The sequence below is a fragment of the Polyangiaceae bacterium genome, assembly GCA_015075635.1.
In the GTDB taxonomy this organism is placed as follows: domain Bacteria; phylum Myxococcota_A; class Polyangia; order Polyangiales; family Polyangiaceae; genus JADJKB01.
The window spans coordinates 82,649-108,816 of sequence record JABTUA010000002.1 but is presented as its reverse complement, the minus strand read 5'-3'; the positions used below and the strand labels follow the sequence as shown (position 1 = coordinate 108,816).

Annotated in this window: 19 protein-coding genes; 9 read left to right on the top strand and 10 right to left on the bottom strand. The window is 67.3% G+C overall.

Features of this window, described 5'->3' with window-relative positions:
- Positions 1-33: 33 nt before the first annotated feature.
- The 5 genes from HS104_16795 to HS104_16775 all read right to left on the bottom strand — a co-directional run bounded on the left by HS104_16795 (position 34) and on the right by HS104_16775 (position 8,090).
- Complete coding sequence (locus HS104_16795) at positions 34-4,752, bottom strand: hypothetical protein (protein ID MBE7481625.1); 4,719 nt, start codon at positions 4,750-4,752, stop codon at positions 34-36.
- 12 nt (positions 4,753-4,764) lie between these two features.
- The gene (locus HS104_16790; GenBank protein ID MBE7481624.1) at positions 4,765-5,676 is read right to left on the bottom strand and encodes an SUMF1/EgtB/PvdO family nonheme iron enzyme; all 912 of its coding nucleotides are present in this window, start codon (positions 5,674-5,676) and stop codon (positions 4,765-4,767) included.
- A gap of 5 nt (positions 5,677-5,681) precedes the next feature.
- A complete protein-coding gene (locus HS104_16785; protein MBE7481623.1) occupies positions 5,682-6,413 on the bottom strand; it encodes an SUMF1/EgtB/PvdO family nonheme iron enzyme in 732 nt (243 codons plus the stop codon).
- A gap of 489 nt (positions 6,414-6,902) precedes the next feature.
- Complete coding sequence (locus HS104_16780) at positions 6,903-7,787, bottom strand: hypothetical protein (GenBank protein MBE7481622.1); 885 nt, start codon at positions 7,785-7,787, stop codon at positions 6,903-6,905.
- Positions 7,788-7,832: 45 nt separating this feature from the next.
- Positions 7,833-8,090, bottom strand: coding sequence for a hypothetical protein (locus HS104_16775; protein ID MBE7481621.1), 258 nt, complete (start codon positions 8,088-8,090; stop codon positions 7,833-7,835).
- 347 nt (positions 8,091-8,437) lie between these two features.
- On the opposite strand from HS104_16775, the gene HS104_16770 reads away from it, so the two are divergent.
- Together HS104_16770 and HS104_16765 are read left to right on the top strand one after the other, a co-directional pair.
- Positions 8,438-8,797, top strand: coding sequence for a DUF559 domain-containing protein (locus HS104_16770; protein MBE7481620.1), 360 nt, complete (start codon positions 8,438-8,440; stop codon positions 8,795-8,797).
- A gap of 205 nt (positions 8,798-9,002) precedes the next feature.
- Complete coding sequence (locus HS104_16765) at positions 9,003-10,484, top strand: transposase (protein ID MBE7481619.1); 1,482 nt, start codon at positions 9,003-9,005, stop codon at positions 10,482-10,484.
- On the opposite strand, the gene HS104_16760 is transcribed toward HS104_16765, so the two are convergent.
- Genes HS104_16760 through HS104_16745 form a run of 4 tightly spaced genes read right to left on the bottom strand, consistent with a single transcriptional unit; the run spans position 10,441 to position 15,952 of the window.
- Positions 10,441-11,715: an SUMF1/EgtB/PvdO family nonheme iron enzyme gene (locus HS104_16760; GenBank protein ID MBE7481618.1), complete on the bottom strand. Its 1,275-nt coding sequence runs from the start codon at positions 11,713-11,715 to the stop codon at positions 10,441-10,443. The two genes, HS104_16765 and HS104_16760, sit on opposite strands and share 44 nt — an antisense overlap.
- Positions 11,716-11,767: 52 nt before the next feature.
- Positions 11,768-14,788 carry a hypothetical protein gene (locus HS104_16755; protein MBE7481617.1) on the bottom strand — a complete coding sequence of 1,007 codons (3,021 nt, stop codon included), beginning with the start codon at positions 14,786-14,788 and terminating at the stop codon, positions 11,768-11,770.
- Between the two features lie 13 nt (positions 14,789-14,801).
- Entirely contained in the window at positions 14,802-15,635 is an 834-nt protein-coding gene (locus HS104_16750; protein MBE7481616.1) for a hypothetical protein, read from the bottom strand.
- A complete protein-coding gene (locus tag HS104_16745) occupies positions 15,632-15,952 on the bottom strand; it encodes a hypothetical protein (protein ID MBE7481615.1) in 321 nt (106 codons plus the stop codon). The genes HS104_16750 and HS104_16745 overlap by 4 nt, the downstream gene beginning before the upstream one ends.
- Positions 15,953-16,221: 269 nt before the next feature.
- Between HS104_16745 and HS104_16740 the strand changes: the two genes are divergently transcribed.
- Positions 16,222-17,610, top strand: coding sequence for a sigma-54-dependent Fis family transcriptional regulator (locus HS104_16740; GenBank protein ID MBE7481614.1), 1,389 nt, complete (start codon positions 16,222-16,224; stop codon positions 17,608-17,610).
- 18 nt (positions 17,611-17,628) lie between these two features.
- Positions 17,629-19,527 (top strand): response regulator, encoded by a 1,899-nt coding sequence (locus tag HS104_16735; protein ID MBE7481613.1) that lies wholly within the window; start codon positions 17,629-17,631, stop codon positions 19,525-19,527.
- Here HS104_16735 and HS104_16730 read toward each other — a convergent pair.
- The gene (locus HS104_16730) at positions 19,524-20,531 is read right to left on the bottom strand and encodes a PDZ domain-containing protein (GenBank protein ID MBE7481612.1); all 1,008 of its coding nucleotides are present in this window, start codon (positions 20,529-20,531) and stop codon (positions 19,524-19,526) included. The genes HS104_16735 and HS104_16730 overlap by 4 nt on opposite strands.
- A gap of 569 nt (positions 20,532-21,100) precedes the next feature.
- Here HS104_16730 and HS104_16725 point away from each other — a divergent pair.
- The 5 genes from HS104_16725 (at position 21,101) to HS104_16705 (ending at position 26,140) form a co-directional block, all read left to right on the top strand.
- A complete protein-coding gene (locus HS104_16725) occupies positions 21,101-21,577 on the top strand; it encodes a transposase (protein ID MBE7481611.1) in 477 nt (158 codons plus the stop codon).
- A gap of 253 nt (positions 21,578-21,830) precedes the next feature.
- Positions 21,831-22,043 (top strand): transposase, encoded by a 213-nt coding sequence (locus tag HS104_16720; GenBank protein ID MBE7481610.1) that lies wholly within the window; start codon positions 21,831-21,833, stop codon positions 22,041-22,043.
- A 104-nt stretch (positions 22,044-22,147) separates the two neighbouring features.
- Positions 22,148-22,291, top strand: a complete 144-nt coding sequence (locus HS104_16715; GenBank protein MBE7481609.1) for a hypothetical protein — start codon at positions 22,148-22,150, stop codon at positions 22,289-22,291.
- Positions 22,292-22,455: 164 nt separating this feature from the next.
- The gene (locus HS104_16710; protein ID MBE7481608.1) at positions 22,456-22,875 is read left to right on the top strand and encodes a hypothetical protein; all 420 of its coding nucleotides are present in this window, start codon (positions 22,456-22,458) and stop codon (positions 22,873-22,875) included.
- 2,266 nt (positions 22,876-25,141) lie between these two features.
- Complete coding sequence (locus HS104_16705; protein ID MBE7481607.1) at positions 25,142-26,140, top strand: hypothetical protein; 999 nt, start codon at positions 25,142-25,144, stop codon at positions 26,138-26,140.
- Positions 26,141-26,168: the final 28 nt, after the last annotated feature.

Sequence of the window (26,168 nt, the reverse complement as noted above, 5' to 3'; positions counted from 1 at the left end):
AATACACGGCGAGCACCCACAGCCGTCCTCCCGTCAGTTCTGCTTCACCCAGTAGCTCGATCCGACGAAGAGCTGGACGCGTTCGAGGCGATCCAGCCGAACTTCGGGCCCGGTCTCAATTTCCAGGGTGTAGGACCCGCCTAGCGGTCGCCAGTAGAGCTCCGTGCGAGCTACCGGCTTGATGTAACTCGTGTCCCACCCATCCTTCAGAGGATCCAGCCAGAGCTCGGCCGCCAGCGCCTTGGCGCCTTCGATGCGCGCCGGCGGCACTTCCAGCACCTTCCACTGACCCGCGTAGTCGGTCAGCCATGCACGGCCCACCTGGCGTAAGTCGTAGCGCAGGAAGCCCTCCGAGTAGCAGCCCAGCGGGTCCGGCGCGAGCTTGCAGTCACGAATGCCCGTGCCAACCAGGTTCACGGCGAGACGGCCCCAGCGCGCGTTGTATCGCGCGTCGAACGGCTCGGCGAAACCGCTCTTGTTCAAGCGACCCCAGCCGTCCAAATAGAAGACCGTACGGGCTGCCGTGGGTCGCGGGATCGAACACTGATTCTGCGAGATGCACGACATGTCCCCGACAGGGCAACCGCAAGCGGCAAAGTCCACGCATGCCGCTTCAACGCCACCGCTCGCGATGGGCGGCGCGGCCACCCACTCGCCGGGATGCGGCGATGCCGTCGGGCAGCGCAGCTGCCATGTGCCGTAGTCCGGGTGGGTCGTGATCGGGCCACCAGGGTCGCTGAACGTTTCGGGCTGCCCGGCCGCGAGGCCCTTCAGGGTGATGACCTCTACGTCCTCCGCCGCAATTGCCGTAGGACGCGTCACCGCGAAACCATCCACGAAGGAGTTCAGGTTCGAGACGTAGTCGCTGACGCGGTTGCTGAAGATCCCACCCGAACTCTCGGTTCCGATCGTGAGACCCACGGCAGCCGGAAGGCTCAGATCGTACTCGTATGCCTCGTTCGACCAAGTCGCAGGGCTCGCAACGAAAGCCTCCTTCTGGGAGAGCCGCGACAGGTCCACCGCGTAGTGCGCTTCGACCCCGCGCCGGGCGGCCAACGCGTAGAGGCGGGCGTTGTCGAGCAGTGCTTTCGCGCGCCATGCATCGTAGCTGCGATAGCGACGGTACAGCCCGAACGAAGTGGTCAGCTGCTGCTCTTGGGCCTGGATGTCGGTCTTGAACAGCTCGAGCTCGAGCTTGTAGCGCTCTTGCTCGAGGCGTGCCTGATTCATCAGCTGCTGAAGCCTCACGCCGCTCTGGACGATCGCTGCCCTGTCGTTCAGGATCCCGTTGACCGCGCCGGTCACGTTGCCGACGCCTTCCATCGCGGTCTGGAATTGCTTTGCTAGCGAGATGTTCAGTGACTCCTTGAGTTCTGCGCACCTCTCCACCGCCTCCGTTGACACGCCGTCGCCGAACAGGAGGCTGCCACCAGCCGTGATGACGGTGCCGTAAACCGAACCCGTTCCAAAAAACAGATCCTTGATCATGTCATCGAAGCCGCACTTGTGCTTCAAGACCAGCTGGTCCTTGTAGACGACAGCTGCGGCGGTCTTCATGGCTGCCGTCGCAGCCTCCACCTGCGCCTTGGCCAGTTTGAATCGTTCTTCAGGCGCTTTCACCGCACGCCACTGCTCGACCATGGCCGATTGGAGCTGTCCGCCCGCGTAGTTGGGGAAACTGGGTACTGACGACGAACTGATCTGCGCCTCGACTTCCGGCGCGAGCGCAAACGGAGTTGAGAGCACGTCCGCTGCGGCGGCGCTGATGATGCAGTTCAGGAGCAGGGCTGCCGAAGCCACTGCATTATTCGGGTCGGTCTCCTGTGGCGCGTTGGCCGCTTGTTGGCATTGGGGCGAGAGGTAGGAGTTGTTGAGCGGGACCGGGATTGGGAAGGCGTTGAGCGACGGGTACCACTCCTTCTTTGGGGTAGCGTCGTTGAGGGCAACGTTCGTGGGACACGTCGGATTGTCGTAGCCGCAAAGCTCCTGCGCACTCTCCTTCTGCGACGCCAGCGACTTCGTCGTCTCGTTCGCCAGCTTGGTCTTCAGCTCCTGAAACTTCGCCTCGTCAGCTGTTTGCTCGAGCATGCCGTCGATCGCGGTCTGCACCGCGTCTGAGGCTTCCTTCGCGGACTTGTCGGCCGCGTCGAGGTAGTATCGGAACGCGGGCGTTGCTGGTGACCCGCCGAGCAGTTCAGCGCTGAACGGAGGTACCCAGCTTCGCGGCAGGCCGTAGCCATCGTACGCGGGCTCGCTCGGCAGCCGTCCATCGGGCTGGACTTGCCGCGCGAGCCACGAGCCAAAGGCGCCGTCCTGGGCGAAGTAGTCCGCCTGCTTCACGTCGGTGGTGTCGAGCTCCACGCCGCTGGTCAGGAGGCGCGCGGTCCCGAACAACGTCGGGTTGGGCACTGTCTCAGCGTTGGGTGGGAATATGGACTCGAAAGTCTGTACGAGCTCTTGAACGGTGCCCCTCCATGCAAAGAACGTCCAAGTCCGCGCAGCGGTGCTCAGCGGTATCCCAGGCGCTGTTACCCATCGCCGCAGCCCATCAAGAGTTGTGCCTCCGCCGGCGGTTGGGATCAGGAACGAGGCGTAACCCTGAATCGCGGCGTTGACGACCACGTGCGGGGCGCCACGCCCGAACACTCGCGACTGGGGGTGGGTGATGAGATTCCCGGCCCAGCCATCATCAGGAACCGCGGCGACGACAAGCCACGTGCCGTCGGGTGGCGGTGCCCAGAACGACTCGCTCGCGTCGGCTGTTACGGTCACGGCCCAAGCAGGCCGACCTGGCGACGTCTCGAACACCGACAACTCGCTCGTACCCGTCGTGACAGGAGTGACCGCGATCGCCTCCCCGACTCCTGCTCCGGTGACGGATACGACTGACTCACCCTGCTGAAAGTAGTCGTCGAGGCGCGCCTTTTCCGGCGTGCCCGTAGGCAGGGACTCGAGGCGTTCGAGGGCAGAGCCAACCAGTTCTCGCGTGACCGCGAGCGCGCGGATCGACCCCATGGTGCGCTGCTGTTCGGCGGCCACGCCAGCGCCAAGAACGGGTATGCAGACGCCGTTGACGAGCACACAGACTCCGTCGGTCGAGAATCCCTGCTGCCACGACGGCGCCGTGTCGGACATCTGCCACGCTGTGGCAAACCGAGTGTTGGAGTAACGACCGAAGGGCCCAGCCGTGGAGCGCAGGGGGCGGGCAGCAAACTTCGCCCCGCGTGCGACGTGAAGCTTGCCGCCGTTCAAGGTCAGCGCCCCGGCGAGGTCGTGGCTCCCGAAACGCTTGACGGCGCACGCGTTGCCGGACTGCGAGGTGTCGATTTCGGGGCCAACCAGATCGGCGGCGAGCTCAACCGCGGTCGCGACGTGGTGCTGCCGGACGCGATAGTACCGGTAGAGCGCGTGCTGGTCCGGGTCCGACGGCATGGAGACCGGTGTGCAGAGCTGCGTCGTGGGGTTGTAGTCCGAACAAAGCACTTCGCGGAGCTTCAGTTCTAGAGCAGAGTAGACTGGCAACACGCTGCCCGCAGGGTCGATCGTCGGGCATTGGCTGCCGCTGGGCGTCAGCGTCAAATCGAGAACGTCATGCGAGAGCAGGAGCGAGAGCGCCGACAGCACCTGGGGCTCGTCGAGCTCTTGTCGCACGTAGGGGAACTCCTGGCGCGTGGGCCAGTCCAGGGTCGTACCCGGCGTCGACTGTCCGTTCGGGTGCTGCCAGGGGCTCTTGGCGTCCGCTGCGAGAGCATCCCCGCCGTAAGTACTCGCCATCAGGCGTTGCTGCCACGACCCGGGTCCCCAGGTCTCGTCGCTTCGCGAGGTCGCCTCGCCGCCTCGAGGCAGCACAGCGCTCCTGCTGCGCGCCAGAAGCGAGTTGAGCTCCTGGGTCACCGTCGTGTGGAGCTGAACCGCTGTCGCGAAGTCACGGCCCATGCTTCGAAGCGTGCTCGCAGGTGCGTTTCGTCCGAACCATTGAAGGTTCCCGACACGCAGGTGTCGACTCGGACAGATCTGGCACAGCGGGTTGTTTGGGTCATCGCAGCACGGCGTGGTCTGCGGTGCCGTTCCGGCGCCGCCGGAGGCGAAGACGCTGCCGAGTAGCGCGTACTGCAGCATGGCGATTTGTGCGCGCTCTCGAATCGTCTCCAGCAGCTCACGCTGCTCCGCGTTGGACATCAACAGCGCTTCGGCGCCGGCGGTCCCCGGTGAGAGCTCGCGCATCCGCAACGCCATGCAGAGGTTCAGACCGGCCCAGCGGAGGTCCATGTCCGCGAGCTCGACTACCCACGGCCGTCCTACCAGCACCCCCGACAGGTTCAGCGTCTCCTTGATCTCGCTCTCGTGGATCTCGATCGATGCTGGCTGCTTTGGATTGGTCGGGTCACAGTTCTTCGTCGGCTCGGCCCGGTAGGCCCGCCACTGCTTCGCCAGGAAATCAGTCGTGTTGGGGAGAACCTCATCCATATGCACGAGCACTCCCTTGAGCGATGAATCGGCAGTCGGAAACCCGCCGGTGGCGAAGTAGTCATCGTACACGGAGGCGCTGCAGCCGGCGAACGCGTCGGCCAGAAGGAGCTCGGACTTCGTCCCGTCCCATGTGTACTCGCCGCTCATGCACGGCACTGGAGTTTGCCCCGGCGCGGACAATGCGCTCCCGCGCTGGCTGACAGCGTTCTCGCCGTCCCCAACACACGCCACAGGCAGGAGGAGGAGCACGAGCAGGGAGGTCATCCACTTCAGCGTCGTCATGGTGTCGGCCTTTCATGTACCGTCATGGCAGCACCTGAATCCCTTCGTGGCATGAACGTGGAACCAGGAGGGCTTCGACGAACTCGCACACGGATCGCCCGATCGCACGCGGCATGCGTCGCCCTGAGCAACGGAGAGGCACGAGTCTTCCCACTCCTCGGCGTTGCCGCTCAGATCGAAAAGTCCGGGATACGGACCCGTGCACGCCGCGCGAGTCGCCACCGCGGCCCGGGGGTATTTCTCCCAGCACTCGGACACGCCCTCGTCCCCGTATGCATACATGCGAGTTCCCCCGGCGCTGCACGCGTTGAACCACTGGCTGTCGATTGCGTCGGCCGGCTTCGTGATGTCCGCCGCGCCTCCCCCGATCTTCCCGCAGAGACGCTTCCCAGCCCATTTGCAGTACCCGACCGCGTCGCACCACGTCACGCAGCCCACGGGAGCTGACGCAGAGGTGTTCTCCATCGCTTGCCGGCACGAGAGGAATTGGGGTGACGAGAAGACGTTCTGTTGCAAGCACTGCCCTTGCTGGGTCTTCGGATCCACCTTCGCGGCAAGGAACTCGTCGTACTGGCCGAACGTCACCTCCGTTGCGTCGATGCAGTACGCGACGCCCGTCGGCGACTTCACTTCGACGAGCGCCGGCCCGGGCAAGCCCGTCGGGCAGACGCTGGCGGAGCCGGCAGATCCGTCGGGCGGTCCGCCGCCGCTTCCACCGACACCCGCACCGCAGTCACAGGGACCGTAGGCGCTTCCGTCCGCCTTGCAGGCCTGGCCCCCCTTGCAGGCACCCGGTCCGACGCAGGCTTGCGACATGCCCGGAGTGCACGCTCTCTGGTCCGCGGCGGGCTCCTCCGAGCCACAGCCGAGCACCAGCATCGCCACCGCCAGGGGCATTGCAATCAAAGAGGTCGTCCTGACCACGCGCTTCACTCCTCCCACACGCAACGAAACGCCCACGCGGGCACCGACCAGCTCGCGTCGCCCGCCGCGGGCCCCGAGGTGATCGCGTCGATCGAGGCGCCCGAGAGCGTCGAGGCGAAGCAACCCTTCTTGGCGTCGCGGCACGCAGGCCAGGGTGAGCTCGAGTCCGCTGCCAGGAGCTCCGCAGGGGCAAGCAGAACATCTTCGACCCCCGCAGGTGAGCTCCCTGCGGGGTGCTTGCCAACGAGCACGACCTGTTCGGCAGAGCATCCCCCTGCGGGACAGCATGTCTTGGTTCCCAAGACCGCGATCGCAGCGGGATGCTTGTCGCACTCTAGCCGCTGGTCAGCCCACGCGTAGCGGCGCACGCTGGGACCGCGCGACGCCCCGAGCCACTCCTCGACTCGGGGGAGGCGTCCGCCTACCCACTCGCAGTACTTGGCGGCTTGCCCGAGCGCGGCGCACGTGACCGGGGCGTCGTCGAGCGCTCCAGCCTCCGAATAAGTTCGACCCGCCGGGCCCTGATCAGATGCGGTGCAGGCTCCGGTCGTGCGCGCGGGCGGCGTGCACGCGCGCGCTGCAACACACTCGCGGTACTGCGCGACGGTAGTCGGATAACGCGACATGCGGAACGAAGGGACCTGAACGTGCTTGCGTATGGTGCCGATAGCGGTCCCGACTTCGACTTGCGCTGCCGAGACGCTGACGCTCTCCGGAATCGATATCGGCCGTTTCACGCGCGATCCTGCTTCGCCGTCCGCACACGCGATGACGCTCATCGCAGCCAGCGCGACCAACGGAGCTAGCGGCGCAGCTCGCACGGCGGCCGACAATTCCTTATCTCGGTGCGTCTGCACCAAGGACACGCCCCTGTTCGGATCAAGACGCATTTTCTCCACCTTCCTCTCCGCCCTTGCGCCCGCAGCCACGCTCCGCAGCTTCCGCCGAGAACTGCACCAGGGTCTCCGGCGACAGCGAGGCGTCAACCGACAAGATCCGACATTCATACGACAGTGTGCGCGCGGGTGTTCTTGTGCACCGCGGCACGCCCTCCCCGCCTTGCGACACGGGCGGGCTCCAGAGCGCCGTGGACACGGGCACGCGGCAGTCCAGGCGATGGTCCTGCACATCTGCACTCACCCGTCAGCGAGGTCGCGTATCCCCTCACTGATCGAGCGCGCTCGTTTCTCACTCCCCGTCCGGCCCGACTACCGAGGGGCCTGCGGTCAGCACTTACAGGACCCCCACTGGCACCCGCTAGCGGCGGTCACCGCCTGGATCACGCTGGAGTAGGTGGATGCACATCCCCCCTCGCAGGCGGAGGTGGTGCAGGCGTACAAGCAGTCCAGGTACGACGACAATTGCGGGTGGGTGTAGGAGCTCTGAAACTGCGCGCAGCACTTCGTCTTGCTGCAAGACTCACAGGTCGTGTCGCTCGGGGTTACGACGCACCCCGCGCACTTCAGGAACGCCGCCCATTCGGTGTTGCAGCCCGAGTGCTTCAGGTACCCCATCGAATTGCAGGCGGTCGTGGCCGTCGAGTTGAAGCACGCGTACCAAGCGGTCGTCTCGGTGGCGCACGCGGCCTTGTAGGTCGAGAGATCCGCGACACAACTCGAGTAGCAAGCTGCGTACGGCTCGTCCTTCGGGCACTTCGGGGCAGCTTTCTTCTGACAAAACACCGAGCAGGTGGCCGCATCGCCTCCCCCACCACCTGTCCCGGTTCCGCCGGTTCCGCCAACGGCCGATCCCCCGGTGCCACCCGCGGGTGCTCCGCCGGTGCCGCCGCTGGCGCCGCCGCCGCCCACGCCTCCTACTCCGGCAACGCCTCCGCCGTCCGGCGCCGAGCCTCCGCCACCGCTCGTGCCACCGCTGCCAGACATTCCGGCGCTCCCGCCCGAGCCGGCATCCCCACAGTCGCACGCGGAGTAGCCGCTCCCGTCTGCGGCGCACACCTGGTAGCCGCTGCAGCTCCCCGGACCCGTGCAACCCACGCTCGCATTCGGCACGCATGCCTGCGGCTTGCCCGCGGAATCGTCACCGCCGCCGCATCCCGCGGCGACCAGCACGACGCAGAGCAAACCCACGCTGAATCGACTGAACGAAGCCACTCGCCCACTCCTGGTACGGAGTGTCCGCCATCGATGTTGCGAAAGCTAGCGGATTTCCGCGGCGCCAGGAGTGCCTGGGTAGCGCCAGAGCAAGGCGCCCTTCACCGCCACCGTCTGGGGCTGGGGCTCGGTGACCTTCGGCCCGAGCGACGTGTACACCGCGTACGTGTCGTACGCGTACCCAGCGGGGATGGGGACGAAGCTGATCAATACGGTCGAGATCCCGGTGGTGAAGTAGGTGCCCCCACTCGCGGCGCTGCGCGCCGCGGTCTCCCCCTTACGCGGCAGCGCGCGCCGGCTCACGTCTTGCCAAGACCACCGGCGCCCTGCCGATGGCGCGCGCTGCGCGCGTGGGGGAGACGCGTCGCTCCGAGACTGGCGCATCACTGTGACTCGAGGGCAGGCGACGCTCCGAGCTCGTGTCCGCTCGCTTCGATGACGGCGTCGTGAGCTTCCGCGCCGCTGGCTCCTGCCGGCACCGCGGCCGGGCTCTGCCCAGGTGGCGCACGAGTCGCGCCAGCCGCTGTGGCTTCACGCCGCGTTTTCCCGAGGTCGCCGCGCCGAGGCGCATCGCGAGGACCGAGGCGGCTGTCACGCCTCCTGCGCCGTGGGTGGGCAAAGCCCGGCCGCGGTGCCGGACAGGAGGCGCCATGTCTTGGAAGACCACTCACTCGCAAGTCATCGAAGCTCGGGCGCGCGCCATGCGCTTTGCGCAGACGCCCACGGAGGAGGCGCTGTGGCGGGAGCTGCGTGGCGGGAAGCTGGGCGCGGTCGTCCGACGTCAGTACGTCGTCGGCCGGTACATCGCGGACTTCGCCGTGCCCTCCGTGCGCGTCGTGATTGAGGTCGATGGCGCGTACCACGCCAGCCGGCGTGCGGCCGATGCGCGCCGGGACCGGGAGCTTGGTCGCCGCGGGTGGCGGGTGTTGCGGCTGCCGGCGGAGCTCGTTGCCCGGGACCTCGGGGAAGCGGTCGCGCGCGTGCGCGCGGTGCTCGGCAGCGATGGGTGACGGTGGCACCCCGCCGGGTGTCACGAAGCGCGTCGATCGCCACCTGAGTTCGCCACTTCGCCACCTTGTGAGCGAGCGAAACAGCGGGGTTTTGGGTTCACCTGGCTGGCACGCCGCTCGCTGAGGCGGCAGTGGCGTGGGCCACCCTGCACATGCGCTCGCACAGCCCGAGCGCTCGCGCTTCCGCCACCGGCCGGAGAGGACCGTGCTCTACCAGACGGTGGCGGAGCACTGGCCGGCGTTCCTCGAGCGCGCGGAGGAGCACGGCGGACTGCCGCGCTTCGTGGTGAAGGAGTTCGAGGAGTACCTTCGCTGCGGGCGTCTCGAGCACGGGTGTCTGCATCTGGTCTGTCGCGAGTGCGGCTACTCCGAGCTCGTCGCCTTCTCCTGCAAACAGCGCGGATTCTGCCCCTCCTGCCTCGGTCGGCGGATGGCGGACACCGCCGTCCACTTGGAGCAGAGCGTCCTGCCGCGCGTGCCCATTCGCCATTGGATCTGCTCACTGCCCTGGGGACTGCGAGCCTTGCTCGGCTACGACCGGAAGCTCTGCGCCGAGGTGGTGAGCGCGTTCATGGCAGAGGTGGACCGCTCACTGCGCTGGCGAGCGAAGCGCCAGCTCGGGCTAGCGAGCGTCGCAGACGCGCACACGGGCGGCGTGGCCGCGGTGCAGAGGACGGACAGCGCGCTGCGCCTGAACGTCCACTTCCACTCGCTGGTGCTCGACGGCGTTTACGTTCACGAGAACGACGACCCGCGCTCGCCGCTCGAGTTTCGCGAGCTCGACACGCCCACGCGAACCGACATCGCCGAGGTGGCCGCGCGCACCGCCGCTCGCGTCGAGAAGCTCCTCCGAGCGCACGGCAAGAGCCTCGACCCCGAGCTCGTCGAGGACACGCCACCAGAGCTCGCCCTCGACGAGCCTGGCCTGGCCGCCTGCTACGCCGCCGCCGCGCAGGGCCTCTCCGTGAGCGGCGACCGCGCTGGCCAGCCGCCGCTTCGCCTCATCGCCTCGCCCGACCCACCCGCGCGCCCCCGCGCCGTCGATGCGACCGACCAGCCCATCGCAGAGGTGCGCGGTATCAACATCCACGCCGTGCAGGTCGTGGACGGGCGGGACCGCCGTCGCGTGGAGCGGCTCTGCAAGTACATCACGCGCCCCCCCGTCGCGCAGGACCGCCTCGAGCGCCGCGCGGACGGCAAGCTCGAGCTGACGTTCAAGAAGGTGTGGCGCGACGGCACGCGAGCGCTCGTGTTCGAGCCAGCTGACCTCATCCCGCGGCTCGTCGCTGCTGTGCCCCCGCCGCGATTCCACTTGCTCCGGTACTTCGGCGTACTCTCGAGCCACTCCTCGCGCCGGCGTCTCGTCGTGCCCACGCCCGCGCTCGACGACGCGACCGCGAACAAGCCCCCGCCTGCTCGCGGCGATCAGCTCGAGCTGATCGGCGACACGGACGACGCGCCCGCACCCCGAAAGCGGTGGGCCTGGCTCCTCGCTCACGTCTTCGCCGCCGACGTGGAGACCTGCCCGCGCTGCTCGGGGCCCATGCGCTGGGCCGAGGTCGCCAACACCCGCGCCCAGATCACCCGCCTGCTCGCGGAGCATGGCCTCGGCCCGAGGGCCCCGCCTGCGACCCGTGTCGGCGTTAGCGTGCCCGAGCAGTTGATGTTGGGGTTCGGGAAGGAGTGAGACGTCGGTGAGCGCCTCGCCGAAGGCGGAGCTGTGCCCTGCGCAGCCGGCGACGCGGAGAATCTCTGCCGAGCTGCGTCGGACGCCCGCCGCGCGAGGGTTCGCGGGCAGCACTCGACCCGAGCTCCGCCGCCGCGTATCTTGGACTCGGTGGGTTTTGACAGATGGAAACTCCTACGCGCCGCTGCGCGGTCGGATCCGTAGAGAGCTTCACGCAGTCGGCGCACGGGGTCTTGGGGTAGCTTGCCGTTTGGTCGAAGTGATCGAGGGTGAACTCGAACATGCTCCCGAACAGGTCATAGTGCCCCAGCGGGCTCACCCCCTTGGCGCCCGTGCCGACCGGCGGCGGAGCGAGCTGCGGGCTGATTCCGAACGTGGCGTGCTCTGCATCGTACGGCGCGCTGCCCCACGGATACTTCCGCGGCGCGCTGCCAGGCCCGACCCACGCGTAGCTGAGCTCTGCTTCCGTCGGCAGATATCCACCGTCCCAGATGCAGAAGGCGTACGCCTGAGAATAGCTCACGCAGTTCATCGGAAGTGAGTCGCTGGTCCCAGGGTCCGGCGACCAGGTGGAGGTGCCGCCCCCCGAGGCAGGGCACTTGGACACGTTCGCATTCCACTCGCTCAGCGACGGCCAGAGATCACCCGCCAGCGCTGCCTGCCACCCGAGCTCCCCCGCCAGAGGTTGGGGCTGGTGCTTGCCCGAGCCGACCGCAGGCGCCCACTGGTCGTTGACTACCGCCCCGACGAAGTTCCGGAAGCGACCCACGGTGACCTCGAAAGCGTCCAGGCGAAACGCGCTGACCGTCGCCGCGAAGTTCGCGCCCGACTTCCCGTCGCGCTGGAAGTCCGCTTTCGGTAGCTGCGGACTCTCACAGCAGCTGTGCCCGCCCCCGCACGGCGCCAGGCCCTTGCAGCTGGGCGGCTCGGCGCCTCCGTCGGCGCCGCCCGATGCTGCCGTGCCGCCGCCGCCCGCGCTGCCGCTGCCGCCCGCGCTGCCACCGCCGCCCGCGCTGCCACCGCCGCCCGCGCTGCCACCGCCGCCGGCGTCGCCGCACTGGCATGCGCCGAACGTGCCGCTCTCACATTGCCGTGTACCGGTGCCGCCGTTCGGACACGTGCACTGCTTCAGCTCGCCGACGTCGCAGCTGGCGGCCGGGTTGGTGGATGACGAGCTGCACGCGCCGAGCGCGAGGCTGAGCAGTCCCACGTACCAGGCACGAAGTCGCATCGGGCCGCATTCTGGAGCTATTCCGGTCGCCGGGCAACCGCCCCGGCAGGCGTCATTCCCCCGGCTTGCAGCTCACCTCGAGGTTCCAGGCGTGAAGCGTGGGCGCGCTCAGCTTGTCGGACGCGGGCACGAGCCGCGACCGGATCTGAACGAAGCGGCGGCTCGTGATCTCGCCCTTCTTCGCGAGCGTGGTGTTCACCACCGCCGAACCGTTCTGCGTGTCCCAAGGCGACGTCTTCGCCGCCGCCTGCTGTCCGACCAGCGCGGCAGGCCCCGGCGGATTGCTGAATTCGAGCGGGTGCTCGGTGGCGGTGGCAAGTGCCGCAGCGGTGGACGCGGTCTTGACGAAGTACTCGACCCTCGAGTCGTTCGGAGTCGTGGCCGTCCACGACCAGTGGCCCCAGACCGGCGTCGCGCCGCCCGAGCAGGCCTCGTCTGCGTCGTACACCCGCGTGAAGCTGCCCTCACCGAAGGTGGGGGGCGGCGGGGGCGGCAGGCTGGGTTGCGTCGTGATGGTCGACGTCTGCGGCGACCACTGGAAGCGGTCCATGAGGACCGTCGAGTCCCACACGTGGTCGCCGGTGTCCCAGATCGAGTAGTGCAGCTTGATGGTCTCGCCGGGGTTCACCGGCGCGCTGGTGGTGAGCCACCCGGTCGCCCCGCCGCACACCCCGTTCGGCTTGCCGTACATGCTGTTCGTGCACGCGCCGCCAAAGCCGGTGCCGTCCAGGTGGGGGTGTGAGGTCGTGGTGGGGTTGCCCGGGATCGAGAAGAACCCGACGTTCACGCTGACCGGATTCAGCTTCGAGTCGAACGAGATGTTCTTGTCGGCGTACGGGTTGAGCGCGCCAGAGTAGAGCGCGATGAACGAATCGTTGTACGCCGTGCAGACCCACTCGGAATACTCGCTGGAGAAGAAGTCGAAGTCGAACGAGAAGCTCTTGGCGTTGGTGGGCGCGCGGACCTGGAGGAGCAGGCCGCACGAGTCGTACGCCGCCGTGCCGTTGGGGCAGCCCACCGCGTTCTTCGGGAACCCGGCCGGGGGGGTCGCGAAGGTGTTTGCGTTGTAGCTGCTGGCTTGTCCGTTCGGGTTCACGTATCCCGGGTCGTTGGTGTCGCGAGCGGTGCCGGAAGAGAACACGGCCATGGACGAACCGGCCTTGGGGAAGTTGTTGGTCCCGAACTGGGGCGTGACAGCCCGCTGCAGCGAGTTGGTGCAGTCCGAGCCGTTGGCCTGCGCCAGAGACGCGCCGAGCACACCCCAGGTCTTCGACTTGCCCGTCGCGCCGCTGCTCGAGAAGCGGCAGAGCTCCATCGCCTTCGCGTAGGCGGTGGGGTCGTTGCTGGCAAACGCCAGCCCCGTGTCGCACGCCGTCAGCTCGTCGTCGGCGGTGCCGCTGCAGTCTTCGTCCAGGCCGTTGCCGGGGAAGTCGAACGCGCCGGGGTTCACCAGAGGGTCACAGTCTTTGCAGTCGCCCGCGGTGAACGAATAGCCGTCACCGTCGTGGTCCATGCCGTCGGCGAAGCAGAGCACGCACGCGTTGCCCGTGGTGAGCGCGCACGACGCCCCGCCGCAATGGGTCGCGACGGCGTTGACGCAGGCCGTGCTCCAGTTGCCCGCGCAGCAGCCGGGGATGGCTGCGCAGATGGCGCTCACGCAGCTCGCGGGCGGCGGCGAGCCGCACTTCCCCGCGTCGCACACCGGCGAGTTGCAGCACGCCTCGCCCTTGGCGCACGAGCCCCCGGCGGCCTGGCAGCTGGTCGCGTCGGCGAGGATCTGCACGTCGTCCAGGTTCCAGCTGGACGCCTTCTTGGCACCGGACGACCCGATCCGCACGCCGAAGCGAACGCGCATCTGACTTGCCTTCATGGCGGTGATGTCGTGTTCGACCAGTTGCCACGCCGAGTCCGACACGGCGGCGGTGTTCTGCCACACCAGGCTCCAGCTCGAGCCGCCGTTGGTCGAGATCTCGACGCGACTGGTCATCCACGGGGGGGCATCCGAGTTGAGCCAGCGCCGGTACGACAGCTTCATCGCGCCCGCCGCCGCCGAGGTGTCGATGTTCGGGCTCGTGAGCCAGTAGTAGTTGTGCACCGTGGTCGTGGCGTTGCCGCCGATCACCACCCCGGCGACCTTGTCGTCGCTCGTGCCCGGCGTGAAGTCCTGGGCGGGGTCGGGGTTACCCGTCGTGTGGCCGGCAGATGCGGCTGCGTGATCCACCTGCCACTCGGTCCCGAGCGTCCAGCCCTTGCTGGCGCCGCTGGTGAAGTCGTCGTCCCACAGCGGAACTTGCCCGGTGACCTGGCAGGTGCCAGCCACGCACGCCAGCCCGTGGCAGCACGGGGCGGAGCCGTTGCACGCCGTGCCGACCGCACTGCAGGCGTAGCCTCCGGCCGGTACGTCGCAACCGGGCGTCAACGCCGCGCCCGGCTGGCAGACGTGATGCGAGCACGTCCCGCTGGAGCCGCCGGTGCAACTCGCTGCCGGTGGGGAGCCGCCATCGGCGCCCGGCAGCGTGACGCCGCCGTCGGTGGCGATGGTGCCGCCGTCGTCGGCCGGGAGCCCGGGCGGAGTGTCCGGCCACTGCTGGCAGTACGGGTCGCAGGGGTTTGCCTGACATGGCCCGGGCGGCGCCAGCGACTGCGCCTTCTGCTTCGGATCACCCCCCGGAATGAGGGTGACCGAATTGTTGACGATGCACTCGCTCCATTTGCCGCCCTGGCAGACGGTCTCTCCATACCCGCACGCCGTCTGGTCTCCTACCTGACTCTCGACCTGTCCGCACGGGGCGCGCTCGCCCTGGGTGTCACAGGGGCAACCCGGACGCGGCTTCGAGCAGAAGTTGCACGCGGTCACCTTTGGATCGGAGTCATTGCAGTCCGGGCCCGCCGCGCAGCCCAGACCGTGGCCGTCGCCGTCCTTGTCCGTGCACTCGCTGGCGCCGCCCGAGCCGCCCGTCGAGGTCAGCGGGGGCAGCGGACGATCGTCGTCGCCGCAGGCGGCCGCGATCGACGCGACCACAATCGCAAGGAGGCCGGAGAGCCGAGCGTGGCGTGCGGAGAAGTCAGTCATCGGTCCGTTCTCCTCAAGTCGAGCCGAAGTCGAAGTCCGTCGACGCCGCGGTGAACAGGACCTTCAGGTCCCAGGCCCCACCGTTCGAGGGCCCGGCGAGCTGGCCGAGCGTCGTCGACTCGGCGGGCAGCTCGATCGACAGGCCGCCTTCGGAAGCTGGGATGACCGCGGTCAAGGCGACCAGCGCGGTGGAGCACCCCGAGCTGGTCGATGCGCTGAACGCGACGTTCTCGAGCTTCACGTACTTGTCGCCGCCCTTGTCCGTGAGCACCAGCCAGGCGTCTTTCTGCTGGCTGCTGGTGGTGAAGCCGCCGGCCTTCACCGTTGCCGGTGCCAGGTCGGGCTTCATCGAGTCGGGGTAGGAATGCGCGAGCCCTCCCTCGACCACGTGGCTCGCGCTCGCGGCGGTGACCGCGGTGCCATCCCCCTTGACCGCCAACACCACCGTGAGCGGATGGGTCGTGGCGTCATACGCGAGGGCACCGAGCGCGCCGGCGAGGGCGGGTGGCGTCGGAAACACATAGGCCGCGCCGTTCGCCACGAATGCCTTGTTGCCCGTGCATGGCGTGTCGATCGCGCCGGTCGCATCACCGGATGCGTCGGGGCCGCCATCCGACCCGCCATCGGGGGACACGCCCGCGCCCCCGCCCGATCCGCCCGCAGCGTCTGCGGAGCCCGCGGCCCCCGCGACACCGGCGCTACCGCCCGAGGCCGCGCCGCCCACGCTCCCGCCGCTGCCGGCCGCGCCGCCCTTTCCCGACAGCGGCGTCAGACGCTCTTCGCTCGAGCACGCGAACAGGCCGAAGGCGAGGACGGCCGCGGCACACGACGGCGATCGATGCTTCACGAGCCCCCGAGGTACTTCTCGACCAGAGCGTCTTCGTCGCCGCACTCCGACCACACACCGTCGACGCAGAGGTTCACGCCCAGGTAACAGGTCTCGATCGACCCATGGGTCGGCAGCTGCACCTTGCACGAGCGGGTCGCGCCGGTCTCGCACGCGCCAGAGCTGGGAGTGTCGACCGTGCCATCGCCGGTGTCGGGCGCCTCGGGCGCGGCAGCGGCGGTTTCGTTCTCGGCCGGCGGCGGCGGACGCTCGGGCGCACCGGAGCACGCGGAAGCGAGAAGCACACCCATCACCGCGATGCCGAGCCGAGCATTCATGCCGACCCCCTGAGCAGCGTTCGTGCCAAGCGGATTGCGCGTAGTTGGAGCCGAAAGGCTCGCGTCCAGGACGCCTGAACGACTCAAATTGCGACGGACCCGCGTCCGGGCGTCTCACGCCGGGACGGCAGGCCCACGGAAACCCTGGCTTCGGCACGTATCCTGCTGGATCCCCGCCGATGACTCGATCTGAGACAAAACTGGCCGAGGTAGAGGACGATCCGCCGGGCAGTGCGCCTCAACCGTCTCAAAATGGTACGCTTCCCGCCATGCGCCCGGACCTCAAGCGGGTGGTCGCGGTGGTCGACGACGACCCCACCACCCGACGGATCCTCCGGCATTGGCTCGGCGGGGAAGGGTACGAGGTGCGCGAGTACGCCGACGCGGCCGGCGCGCTCTCGCTCGACGCCAGCGATCTCGCGCTGGCCTGCGTGGACCTCACCTTGGGCGACGCCTCCGGGCTCGACGTGATGAAGCAGCTGCTCGAGCGCGATGCCGAGCTGCCGGTGGTGATGGTGACCGCCTCGCAAGAGGTCGAGCCCGCCGTGGGTGCGCTCCGCGCGGGCGCCTACGACTACGTCACCAAGCCGCTCGATCGCGAACGCCTGCTGGGCTCGGTGCGGCGCGCCGCCGAACGGCGCAACCTGGCGCTCTCGGTGCGTCGGCTCGAGACCGAGCTGCGCGGCTCGCGGGGGCTCGGGTCGCTGGTTGGATCGAGCTCGGCCATGCGCCTGCTGACCGACCAGGTCCGGCGCGTGCTCGAGAGCGACGTGCCCGTCTGCGTGTTCGGAGAGAGCGGAACCGGCAAAGAGCTGGTGGCCCGCGCCATCCACGACTCGGGGCATCGTCACGTCGGGCCGTTCGTGGCGGTCAACTGCGGCGCCATTCCCCAAAGCTTGCAGGCCTCGGAGCTCTTCGGTCACGAGCGCGGCGCGTTCACGGGCGCGCAATCGCAGCACCGAGGCCGCTTCGAGCAGGCCATCGGCGGAACGCTCTTCCTCGACGAGATCGGCGAGATGAGCCCCGGCACCCAGACCGCGCTGCTCCGTGCCCTGCAAGAGCGCACCATTCAGCGCGTGGGCGGGCGCACCGACATCCCGGTGGATACCCGGGTGATCTGCGCCACCCACCGCAAGCTGGACGAGCTGGTGACTGCCGGTCAGTTCCGAGAAGATCTGTACTATCGGTTGGTGGTCTTCCCGATTCAGGTGCCCCCGCTGCGCGAGCGCAAGACCGACATCCCCGAGCTGGTGGTGCACTTTCTCCACAAGCTTGCGCCGGACACCCGGCGCAGCGTGACCCGGGTCAGCCCCGAGGCCCTCGAGGCCCTGATCGCCTACGACTGGCCCGGAAACGTGCGCGAGCTGGGGAACGTGCTTCACCGGGCCCTTCTGTGTTGCGACGGCGAGCAGATCGAGCTCGGGCACCTGCCCCAAGAGCTGTGGCGGGGCAAGCAGAGCGACATCGTTCCGGCACTGCACGTGGCCCAGGGAACGGCGCTGCCCGAGCCCGAGACGTTCGAGCTGGCGCAGATCGAGCGGCGAGCCATCGAGCGCGCCGTGAAGAAGACCGGCGGCAACATCACCGAGGCCGCGCGGCTGCTCGGCATCGGCCGCGCCACGCTGTACCGCAAGCTCACCACGTACTCGGACGGGTGACCGGGTATAGTCGTGCCGGTGGAGAAGCGGCTGCTCGATCACCTGCCGACGCCCGTCGTGTGCGAGGACGGCGAGCGACGCGTGGTCTACACCAACCGCGCCTTCCGGCGGCTGTGGAAGCCCGAGCTGCCGGCCGGTCGGGTCGTGCAGCGCTTCTTCGACCTGGTGAGTGAACCCGGGGCCCTGTTCGTCGACGCGCTCGCCCTTCGACAGCAAGCGTCCGAGCTGCTGGCCGAGCACGAGGCCGGGTCGGTGTTCGGCGTACTGCTTGCGGACGGGCGCGAGCTGGTTTGCGACTATGTTCCCCTGTTCGACGGCGGGCGCGTGACGGCCCACGTGTGGAGCTTCCGCGACGTCAGCGAGGCGCGGCGCGAGGCAGCAGACGATCGTGCCGCCCGCGAAGTCAGCGAAGCGGCCATCGTCGCGCGCGACTCGTTCCTGGCCCGGATGAGCCACGATCTGCGCTCGCCGCTCGGTGTGGTGCTGGGCGCGGCGCAGCTGCTTGCCTCGGGCGACGCCAGCGAAGAGCAACGCGAGTCGCTGGAGGCGATCTTCAACGCCAGCCACATGCTGCTGCAGCTGATCGACGACGTGCTCGACTATTCGAAGCTGCGGGCGGGGCGCTTCGTGCTCACCCCGCGGGTGGTGGACCTGTGGGCGCTGCTCGACGAGGCCGCCAGCGCGTTGAAGAGCCTGGCGGCGGGAAAGGGACTGGAATTCGAGCACAGCATCGACCCCGACCTTCCGCGCTGGGCGCGGGTGGATCCGGCGCGGCTCAGGCAGCTGGTGATGAACGTGGGTGCGAACGCGGTCAAGTACACCGACGCCGGCGCGGTGAGGTTGCACGCGGGTAGGTCGCCGCCGCCCGCCCCGCCCATGCTGACCATTCGCGTCGAGGACACGGGGCAGGGGATGAGCAAGGACACCCTCCCCGGTTTGTTCGACGCGTATTCCCAGGGCGCCGGGCACGAATCTCGCGGCACGGGGCTGGGCCTCGCCATCACTCGCGAGCTGGTCGAGCTGATGGGCGGGACGGTGCAGGTCGAGAGCACCCCAGGGGTGGGCACCACCTTCGCGCTCTCGGTGCGCGTGGACCCGGCTCGGCCCAGTCACGTGATGAAGCCCAGCCGGCCGCCGCCACCGCTCACCCCCAGCAGCGGTGCTCGGAGGCGGATCTTGATCGCCGAAGACAACTTCTTCACCCAGGTGATTCTGAAGAAGACGATCGAGCGCCTGGGTCACGCGGTGGAAATCGCCCACAACGGTCTGGAGGTGATCGACGCCCTGGGGGTCGGTACGTTCGACGCGGTGATCATGGACTGCCAGATGCCGCTGCTCGACGGCTATTCGACCACCGCACGGCTGCGCGAGCTGGGCTACGACAGGACTGCGCTGCCGGTGATCGCGCTGACCGCCAGCGCCGTGCCCGGGGACCGCGAGAAATGCCTGCGCTCGGGCATGAACGACTATCTGACCAAGCCCTTCACCCTAGCCGAAGTCGGCGCCACGCTCGAGCGGTGGCTCGCGGCGGGGCCGGCCCCCAAGGTCTCGAAGCCCGCGCTGCCCGAAGACCCCGGCAGCGACGCTCTGGACGTTCGGCGGCTCGAGGATCTGAGCGGCGGAGACGCGGCGGTGCTGGCCGACGTTTGCGCCGTGTTCGTCGAGGACATGGGCGCGCGGCTCAGCGACCTGGAGCGGGCGGCCGAGAGCGCCGACGCGGTGGCCCTGCGCCGCATCGCCCACGTGGTCGCTGGCTCGGCCTCGAACGTCGGCGCGCGCACGCTGGAGTCACTGGCGCGCGACGTCGAGCTCGAGCGGGTACGGCAGAATGGGCTCGTCGCCCACGTGGCCGAGCTACGGAACCAGCTCGACCGCGTGCGCGGGGCAATGACACGCCTGTGCGGCGGTGCACTCTAGTCCAGCTTCGGATCGGTGAGCAGCTTGCGGGTCTCGAGCGTGACCGAGATCGTCTTGCCTGCTCGGAGCACCGTCACCGGCACGGCGGTGTGCTCGCTCTGATCGATCATCGCCCACGGGCGCTGATAGGGCGTCAGGCTGGCGAAGTCCGCGCCGCCGACCTTCACCAGCTCGTCGCCGACGGCGATGCCTTCGTCCGCGGCGCTGCTGCCCGGCAGCACCTGCGTCACATGGATGGGTGGCGAGGTCACCTGCTCGAACCCGATGCCCAGCGCGAAGAAGCTGTCGGGCTCCCGCGGCGGCAGGTCCGCATACCCGTCGAGCCGCAGCTTGCCGGCGGGGTAGTCGACGGTCATGAGGAAATGCCGCAAATACCCGGTGGGAAGCACGCCCAGAAAGGGCGCGTCCAGCTGGGGGGTCGGAATCATCGCGTCGTCGATGGTGCGCGTCACGATGTGCTCGACCTTGTGCCCCGCGACCTCGAGGGCGCCGACGGCGGTCAGCTGCGCCCAGAAAGTGCCGACGGCAGCCGGAGTGTAGAAGCCGTCCAGCGCCGGCCGGGGGTGAGCCTTCTGCAGCTCGGCGAAGACCGACTTGGGCATCGCCCCGAGAGAGGCCCCGGTGTCGACCAAGAACCACCCGGGTTTGTGCTCGGCCTTGCCGGGCACGAACAAGTAGTCCGCTTCGACGTAAGAGACTTCGGCCGGGGCAGCCTTGGCATGCGTGCAGGCGAGCAGCGCGCTTTCGTCCCGTTGGTCGTCGAGCCAGAACCTGGAGCGTGCGTCGTCGAGTGTCACCGCGAAGTTGCGCATCACGTTGGCGCCGATCACACCCCACACCGCCTTGGAGTTCAGGTATTGCTGCACGGGGAACGTGATCAGCGAGTCGAGCTCGACCTGCTTGCCGCCCAGCTTCACCGTGTAGGGGCCACCCCCCACCTTGTCCGCGAGCGCCGGACACCGAGGGGATGGGCTGCCAGGGCTCGAACCGCTGCTGTCCCCCATGAGCGACTTCCCTCAAGACCTGATGCCGGCCATCGCACAGGCCCTCGTGGGGCTTGATGTTGGGAAGCCGTTCAGAATCAAGGTGACCACCAGCCCGGGTGTCACGAAGCGCGTCGATCGCCACCTGAGTTCGCCACTTCGCCACCTTGTGAGCGAGCGAAACAGCGGGGTTTTGGGTTCACCTGGCTGGCACGCCGCTCGCTGAGGCGGCAGTGGCGTGGGCCACCCTGCACATGCGCTCGCACAGCCCGAGCGCTCGCGCTTCCGCCACCGGCCGGAGAGGACCGTGCTCTACCAGACGGTGGCGGAGCACTGGCCGGCGTTCCTCGAGCGCGCGGAGGAGCACGGCGGACTGCCGCGCTTCGTGGTGAAGGAGTTCGAGGAGTACCTTCGCTGCGGGCGTCTCGAGCACGGGTGTCTGCATCTGGTCTGTCGCGAGTGCGGCTACCTGAGCTCGTCGCCTTCTCCTGCAAACAGCGCGGATTCTGCCCTCCTGCCTCGGTCGGCGGATGGCGGACACCGCCGTCCACTCTGGAGCAGAGCGTCCTGCCGCGCGTGCCCATTCGCCATTGGATCTGCTCACCGCCCTGGGACTGCGAGCCTTGCTCGGCTACGACCGGAAGCTCTGCGCCGAGGTGGTGAGCGCGTTCATGGCAGAGGTGGACCGCTCACTGCGCTGGCGAGCGAAGCGCCAGCTCGGGCTAGCGAGCGTCGCAGACGCGCACACGGGCGGCGTGGCCGCGGTGCAGAGGACGGACAGCGCGCTGCGCCTGAACGTCCACTTCCACTCGCTGGTGCTCGACGGCGTTTACGTTCACGAGAACGACGACCCGCGCTCGCCGCTCGAGTTTCGCGAGCTCGACACGCCCACGCGAACCGACATCGCCGAGGTGGCTGCGCGCACCGCCGCTCGCGTCGAGAAGCTCCTCCGAGCGCACGGCAAGAGCCTCGACCCCGAGCTCGTCGAGGACACGCCACCAGAGCTCGCCCTCGACGAGCCTGGCCTGGCCGCCTGCTACGCCGCCGCCGCGCAGGGCCTCCCGTGAGCGGCGACCGCGCTGGCCAGCCGCCGCTTCGCCTCATCGCCTCGCCCGACCCACCCGCGCGCCCCGCGCCGTCGATGCGACCGACCAGCCCATCGCAGAGGTGCGCGGTATCAACATCCACGCCGTGCAGGTCGTGGACGGCGGGACCGCCGTCGCGTGGAGCGGCTCTGCAAGTACATCACGCGCCCCCCGTCGCGCAGGACCGCCTCGAGCGCCGCGCGGACGGCAAGCTCGAGCTGACGTTCAAGCTGAAGTGTGGCGCGACGGCACGCGAGCGCTCGTGTTCGAGCCAGCTGACCTCATCCCGCGGCTCGTCGCTGCTGTGCCCCCGCCGCGATTCCACTTGCTCCGGTACTGGCGTACTCTCGAGCCACCACTCGCGCCGGCGTCCGTCGTGCCCACGCCCGCGCTCGACGACGCGACCGCGAACAAGCCCCGCCTGCTCGCGGCGATCAGCTCGAGCTGATCGGCGACACGGACGACGCGCCCGCACCCCGAAAGCGGTGGGCCTGGCTCCTCGCTCACGTCTTCGCCGCCGACGTGGAGACCTGCCCGCGCTGCTCGGGGCCCATGCGCTGGGCCGAGGTCGCCAACACCCGCGCCCAGATCACCCGCCTGCTCGCGGAGCATGGCCTCGGCCCGAGGGCCCCGCCTGCGACCCGTGTCGGCGTTAGCGTGCCCGAGCAGTTGATGTTGGGGTTCGGGAAGGAGTGAGACGTCGGTGAGCGCCTCGCCGAAGGCGGAGCTGTGCCCTGCGCAGCCGGCGACGCGGAGAATCTCTGCCGAGCTGCGTCGGACGCCCGCCGCGCGAGGGTTCGCGGGCAGCACTCGACCCGAGCTCCGCCGCCGCGTATCTTGGACTCGGTGGGTTTTGACAGATGGAAACTCCTACGCGCGTCGAGGAGCGCATCGCATTTTCTAATACCCATCGCGCCAACCTTGAACGAAAAATACTTCTCCGTCGCGTCCGCGAAGCGGAGCTTATGGAAGTACGACGAATGCGCATTGGTCCGCAGGACATCGAGCGCATGATGCGCGCCATGCAGGAGGCGATAGATATCGGGGAAAAGCTTCCTCCTCCCTTACAAAATCAGCATGACCAAATGGTTGCACAAGCCGAGCTTCAGCATGCCAAGCTTATCGAACGCGTCCTTTCTGCCGGCGGGAACGGAGAGAATGCCAAGGTTGAGCGTCTTATGAAACGGGGAGCTCGGAGAAATTTGGGAGAACGCATTGAAAAATGGATGAACGGCGTCGGAGGACATATGAGAATCTTCTTATTCGTCGAGCAGCAATGATGCGGAAGATGCCGTGGAAAATCGAGGACGACGGCGTGTATATTACCCTCCGGGAATGATTGAATTCGCGCCGACATCCGTACGCGATTTTGAAACAAGAGTATTGCAGACTGATTCCACGGAATCCGTTCACCTACCCATAGGTGAGGTGCAGCCTATACGGATTGAAGAATCGGATTCAGGTTTCGAGTGGCAGACGGCGGAGGTACGTGAGCGTGAATTTTAAGAATACATGAATGATGGTTTTCGTTCCCCATACAGGACTGCAACAAATGACATCCTTGCGTTGTTCTGACCTACATTCGTGGAATTGCATTCGGGGATTGATGGGATATGAAAAACCGCCCTGTTAACGGGCGGTTTTTTACTGCGCATCTGATGGACTGCTCCCCTGTTCGAATGTCCGTATCCGGATTCGGCGGCACGGTATTGTTTGTGCAGAGGAAGGTTTTCAATCGGTTCCGGCGGGTTCGGGTCAGGTTTTACGGGAGGCGGCGTTTGACCTGCCTGGTCGATATATTTTGAAGATTCGCATCAGGCGCCGGGGACTCTGTTTCGCCGACGTCTTGGGGAACTTGGTTTCCCACCGTTCCTTGCTTGAGGATTGTGCTCTGAAGAATAACAAGCACAAGAGCAACGATAATAAAAGAAGCGCGAGCACGATAAGGATTTTCGTGATGCGCTGGATGATGATTCGCCATTCATATAAAACAGTATAGCAGAAAGTAGGGTAGCGCGTAGGTTGTGAGTCGTGGGGTATGAGGGGGTGGGAGTCGGAAGAAGGGTACGTTGGACGTTGACGTGGGTCATGAGTCATGCGCCTGAAACCCGTAACCCCTAACTACTCATCATTTCCTACGTACTACCATTAGCGAAAGACTTCCACATTACCAAATAAACGACAATGGTATATTGAATATGCGTAGCAGGCGGCGAGAATGGCAAACTGATGACATTTTCACAAAAACCTGATGAAATGCGCTATCTGCCTTTAAGTAGGGGCAGGTATGGGTCCCGACCAATCGGGATATGTCCGGATAAGCCGGACAGCCGCCGAAAAAGCGGTTTACCTTCACAACAACACAGGTTTCGAAAATCAACGGAGGCAATCGTGACGAACAAGTATCAGACGACGATGAGCGCAAAAGCGCTTTGGGCCGTCGCATTCGGCTTGGTCGCCTGGGCTTGCTCTGGCGACGATCCGGCGGATGCGACGAAACCGGACGGGAGCGGCGGCATTGCCGGCTCTTCCGTGGGGGCGCGGGCGGAAGCTCGGCAAGCGGCGGCACAGGGGCGCGCAATGCACCCTGTCCAATGGCTGTGAAGCAGGCGTCGGCGGAACCCCGAGCGGCGGGGGAGCGGCGGCATTTCCGGTCAGGCCGGTACAGGCGCAACAGGCGGCATTGCCGGGTCGGATTCCGGCACCGGCGGCGAGCCCCGGACGGGGAGGAAGCGGCGGAAGCCCGACAGCGGCACGGATGCCGATGCGGATGCGAGCGCCGTTCAATGGACGCTTTGCACAAGCTGCGCGAATACGGGCAACTGCGCGTCAAAGGTGTACGACCCCGAGTCATTCTTCGACAAAAAGCCGTGCGCTCTTCAGGACTACCAAAACTGCCACTACTGCAGCGAAGGCGTTCCCGGAACGCTCTCATGCAATGGCACGGTCTGGTCATGGTCATCCACCGGTACGCAGGGACCTCCCTGCAGCTCAACGGATGCCGGAACTGGCGGAACCTCTGGGTCGGGTGGAAGCTCGGGCGCAGGCGGTTCGTCCACAGGCGGCACTGGTGGAAACACCGGAGGCACTGGCGGCACGTCAGGGAGCGGTGGTACTTCCGGCACTGGCGGTTCGACAGGTGGCGCCTCGGGATCCGGGGGGTCAACTGGTGGTACCTCCGGGTCGGGCGGAACGTCCGGATCCGGCGGAAACACCGGAGGCACTGGCGGCACGTCAGGGAGCGGTGGTACTTCCGGCACTGGCGGTTCGACAGGTGGCGCCTCGGGATCCGGGGGGTCAACTGGTGGTACCTCCGGGTCAGGCGGAACGTCTGGATCCGGTGGAAACACCGGAGGCACTGGTGGCGACGCTGGTGGTACAGGCGGAACGTCCGGATCCGGCGGAAACACCGGAGGCACCGGTGGCGACGCTGGTGGTACAGGCGGAACGTCGGGAACGGGCGGCACGGGAGGCAGCGGCGGTTCGCCGCAGGCCTTCAGCTGCTCCTCCTTCACGCGCGACACATCCTTCCCTTCGGGGCTGGATGTGACGGGCGACATCTGGGCTTCCTCGGCCAACGACATGTACGTGGTCGGCTACGACTATGCGACGAGCCCGTCGCAGGGCCGCATCGTCCACTTCAACGGGTCTAGCTGGTCGTTCATGACCCTGCCTGCAACAAGCGGTACCTGGAGCAACTTCCAGGCCGTGTACGGTACCAGCGTGAACGACGTCTGGTTCGGCGGCTCGTGGGCGCCAACGATTGGAGCAGCTCGTGCGAAGCTTCTGCACCGTGTGAACCAGGGTGCATTGGTCGAGGATACGACGTTCCCCTGGGCAGTCGGTGATGGGCTGGTGCGGTCGATCTGGGCGGCGGACGGACAGAACGTCTTCGTTTCGGTCGATCACTACATCAGCTCAAAGCAGGACGTAAAGATCTTGCGTTTGTCAGGATCGACCTGGAAGGAGACGACGCTTCCCACGCACAGCCCTCCGACGGTCGTGTATCGCCTCTGGGGCAGAAATGCTTCGGATGTATATGCGGCTGGAGGGACGCAGGCCTGCGTCGGCTCGGTCTGTGACTGGAACGGTGCACTGTTGTGGCATTGGAACGGCTCAAGCTGGACGGACGTTTCTGCGAACATCCCGTTCGACGTAAAAGTCTTCGGGGCTGTCAGCGGGACGAACAGCCAGGTCATGGTGGTCGGCGCGTACGGCAATCAGCCCAATCTCAAGGGCGTTCGCCTTTCGACGTCCGATCTTCAGAACTGGTCGCGCTACAACAGCAGCGTGACCGAGATCGAGAGTGCGGCGTGGATGCCGCATGACGGCGCGTGCCTTGTGGGCGGTACGGTCAAGCCCCAGCAGGCGGGTTCCGCCAGGTTGAGCGAGCTGAGCCTCGGCTCCTGGACGGAGAAGTCCGTCGATAGCATCGCCATGGCGGTGACGAGCGTGTTCCCGGTTCCGGGAACGAACTCTGTCATCGTTGCGAGCTACGGCGAGAATCCAGACCAGGGCATGGTATCCACGGGGACCTGTCAGTAATCCCCCCTACGTTCGGCTTCGCCGAACT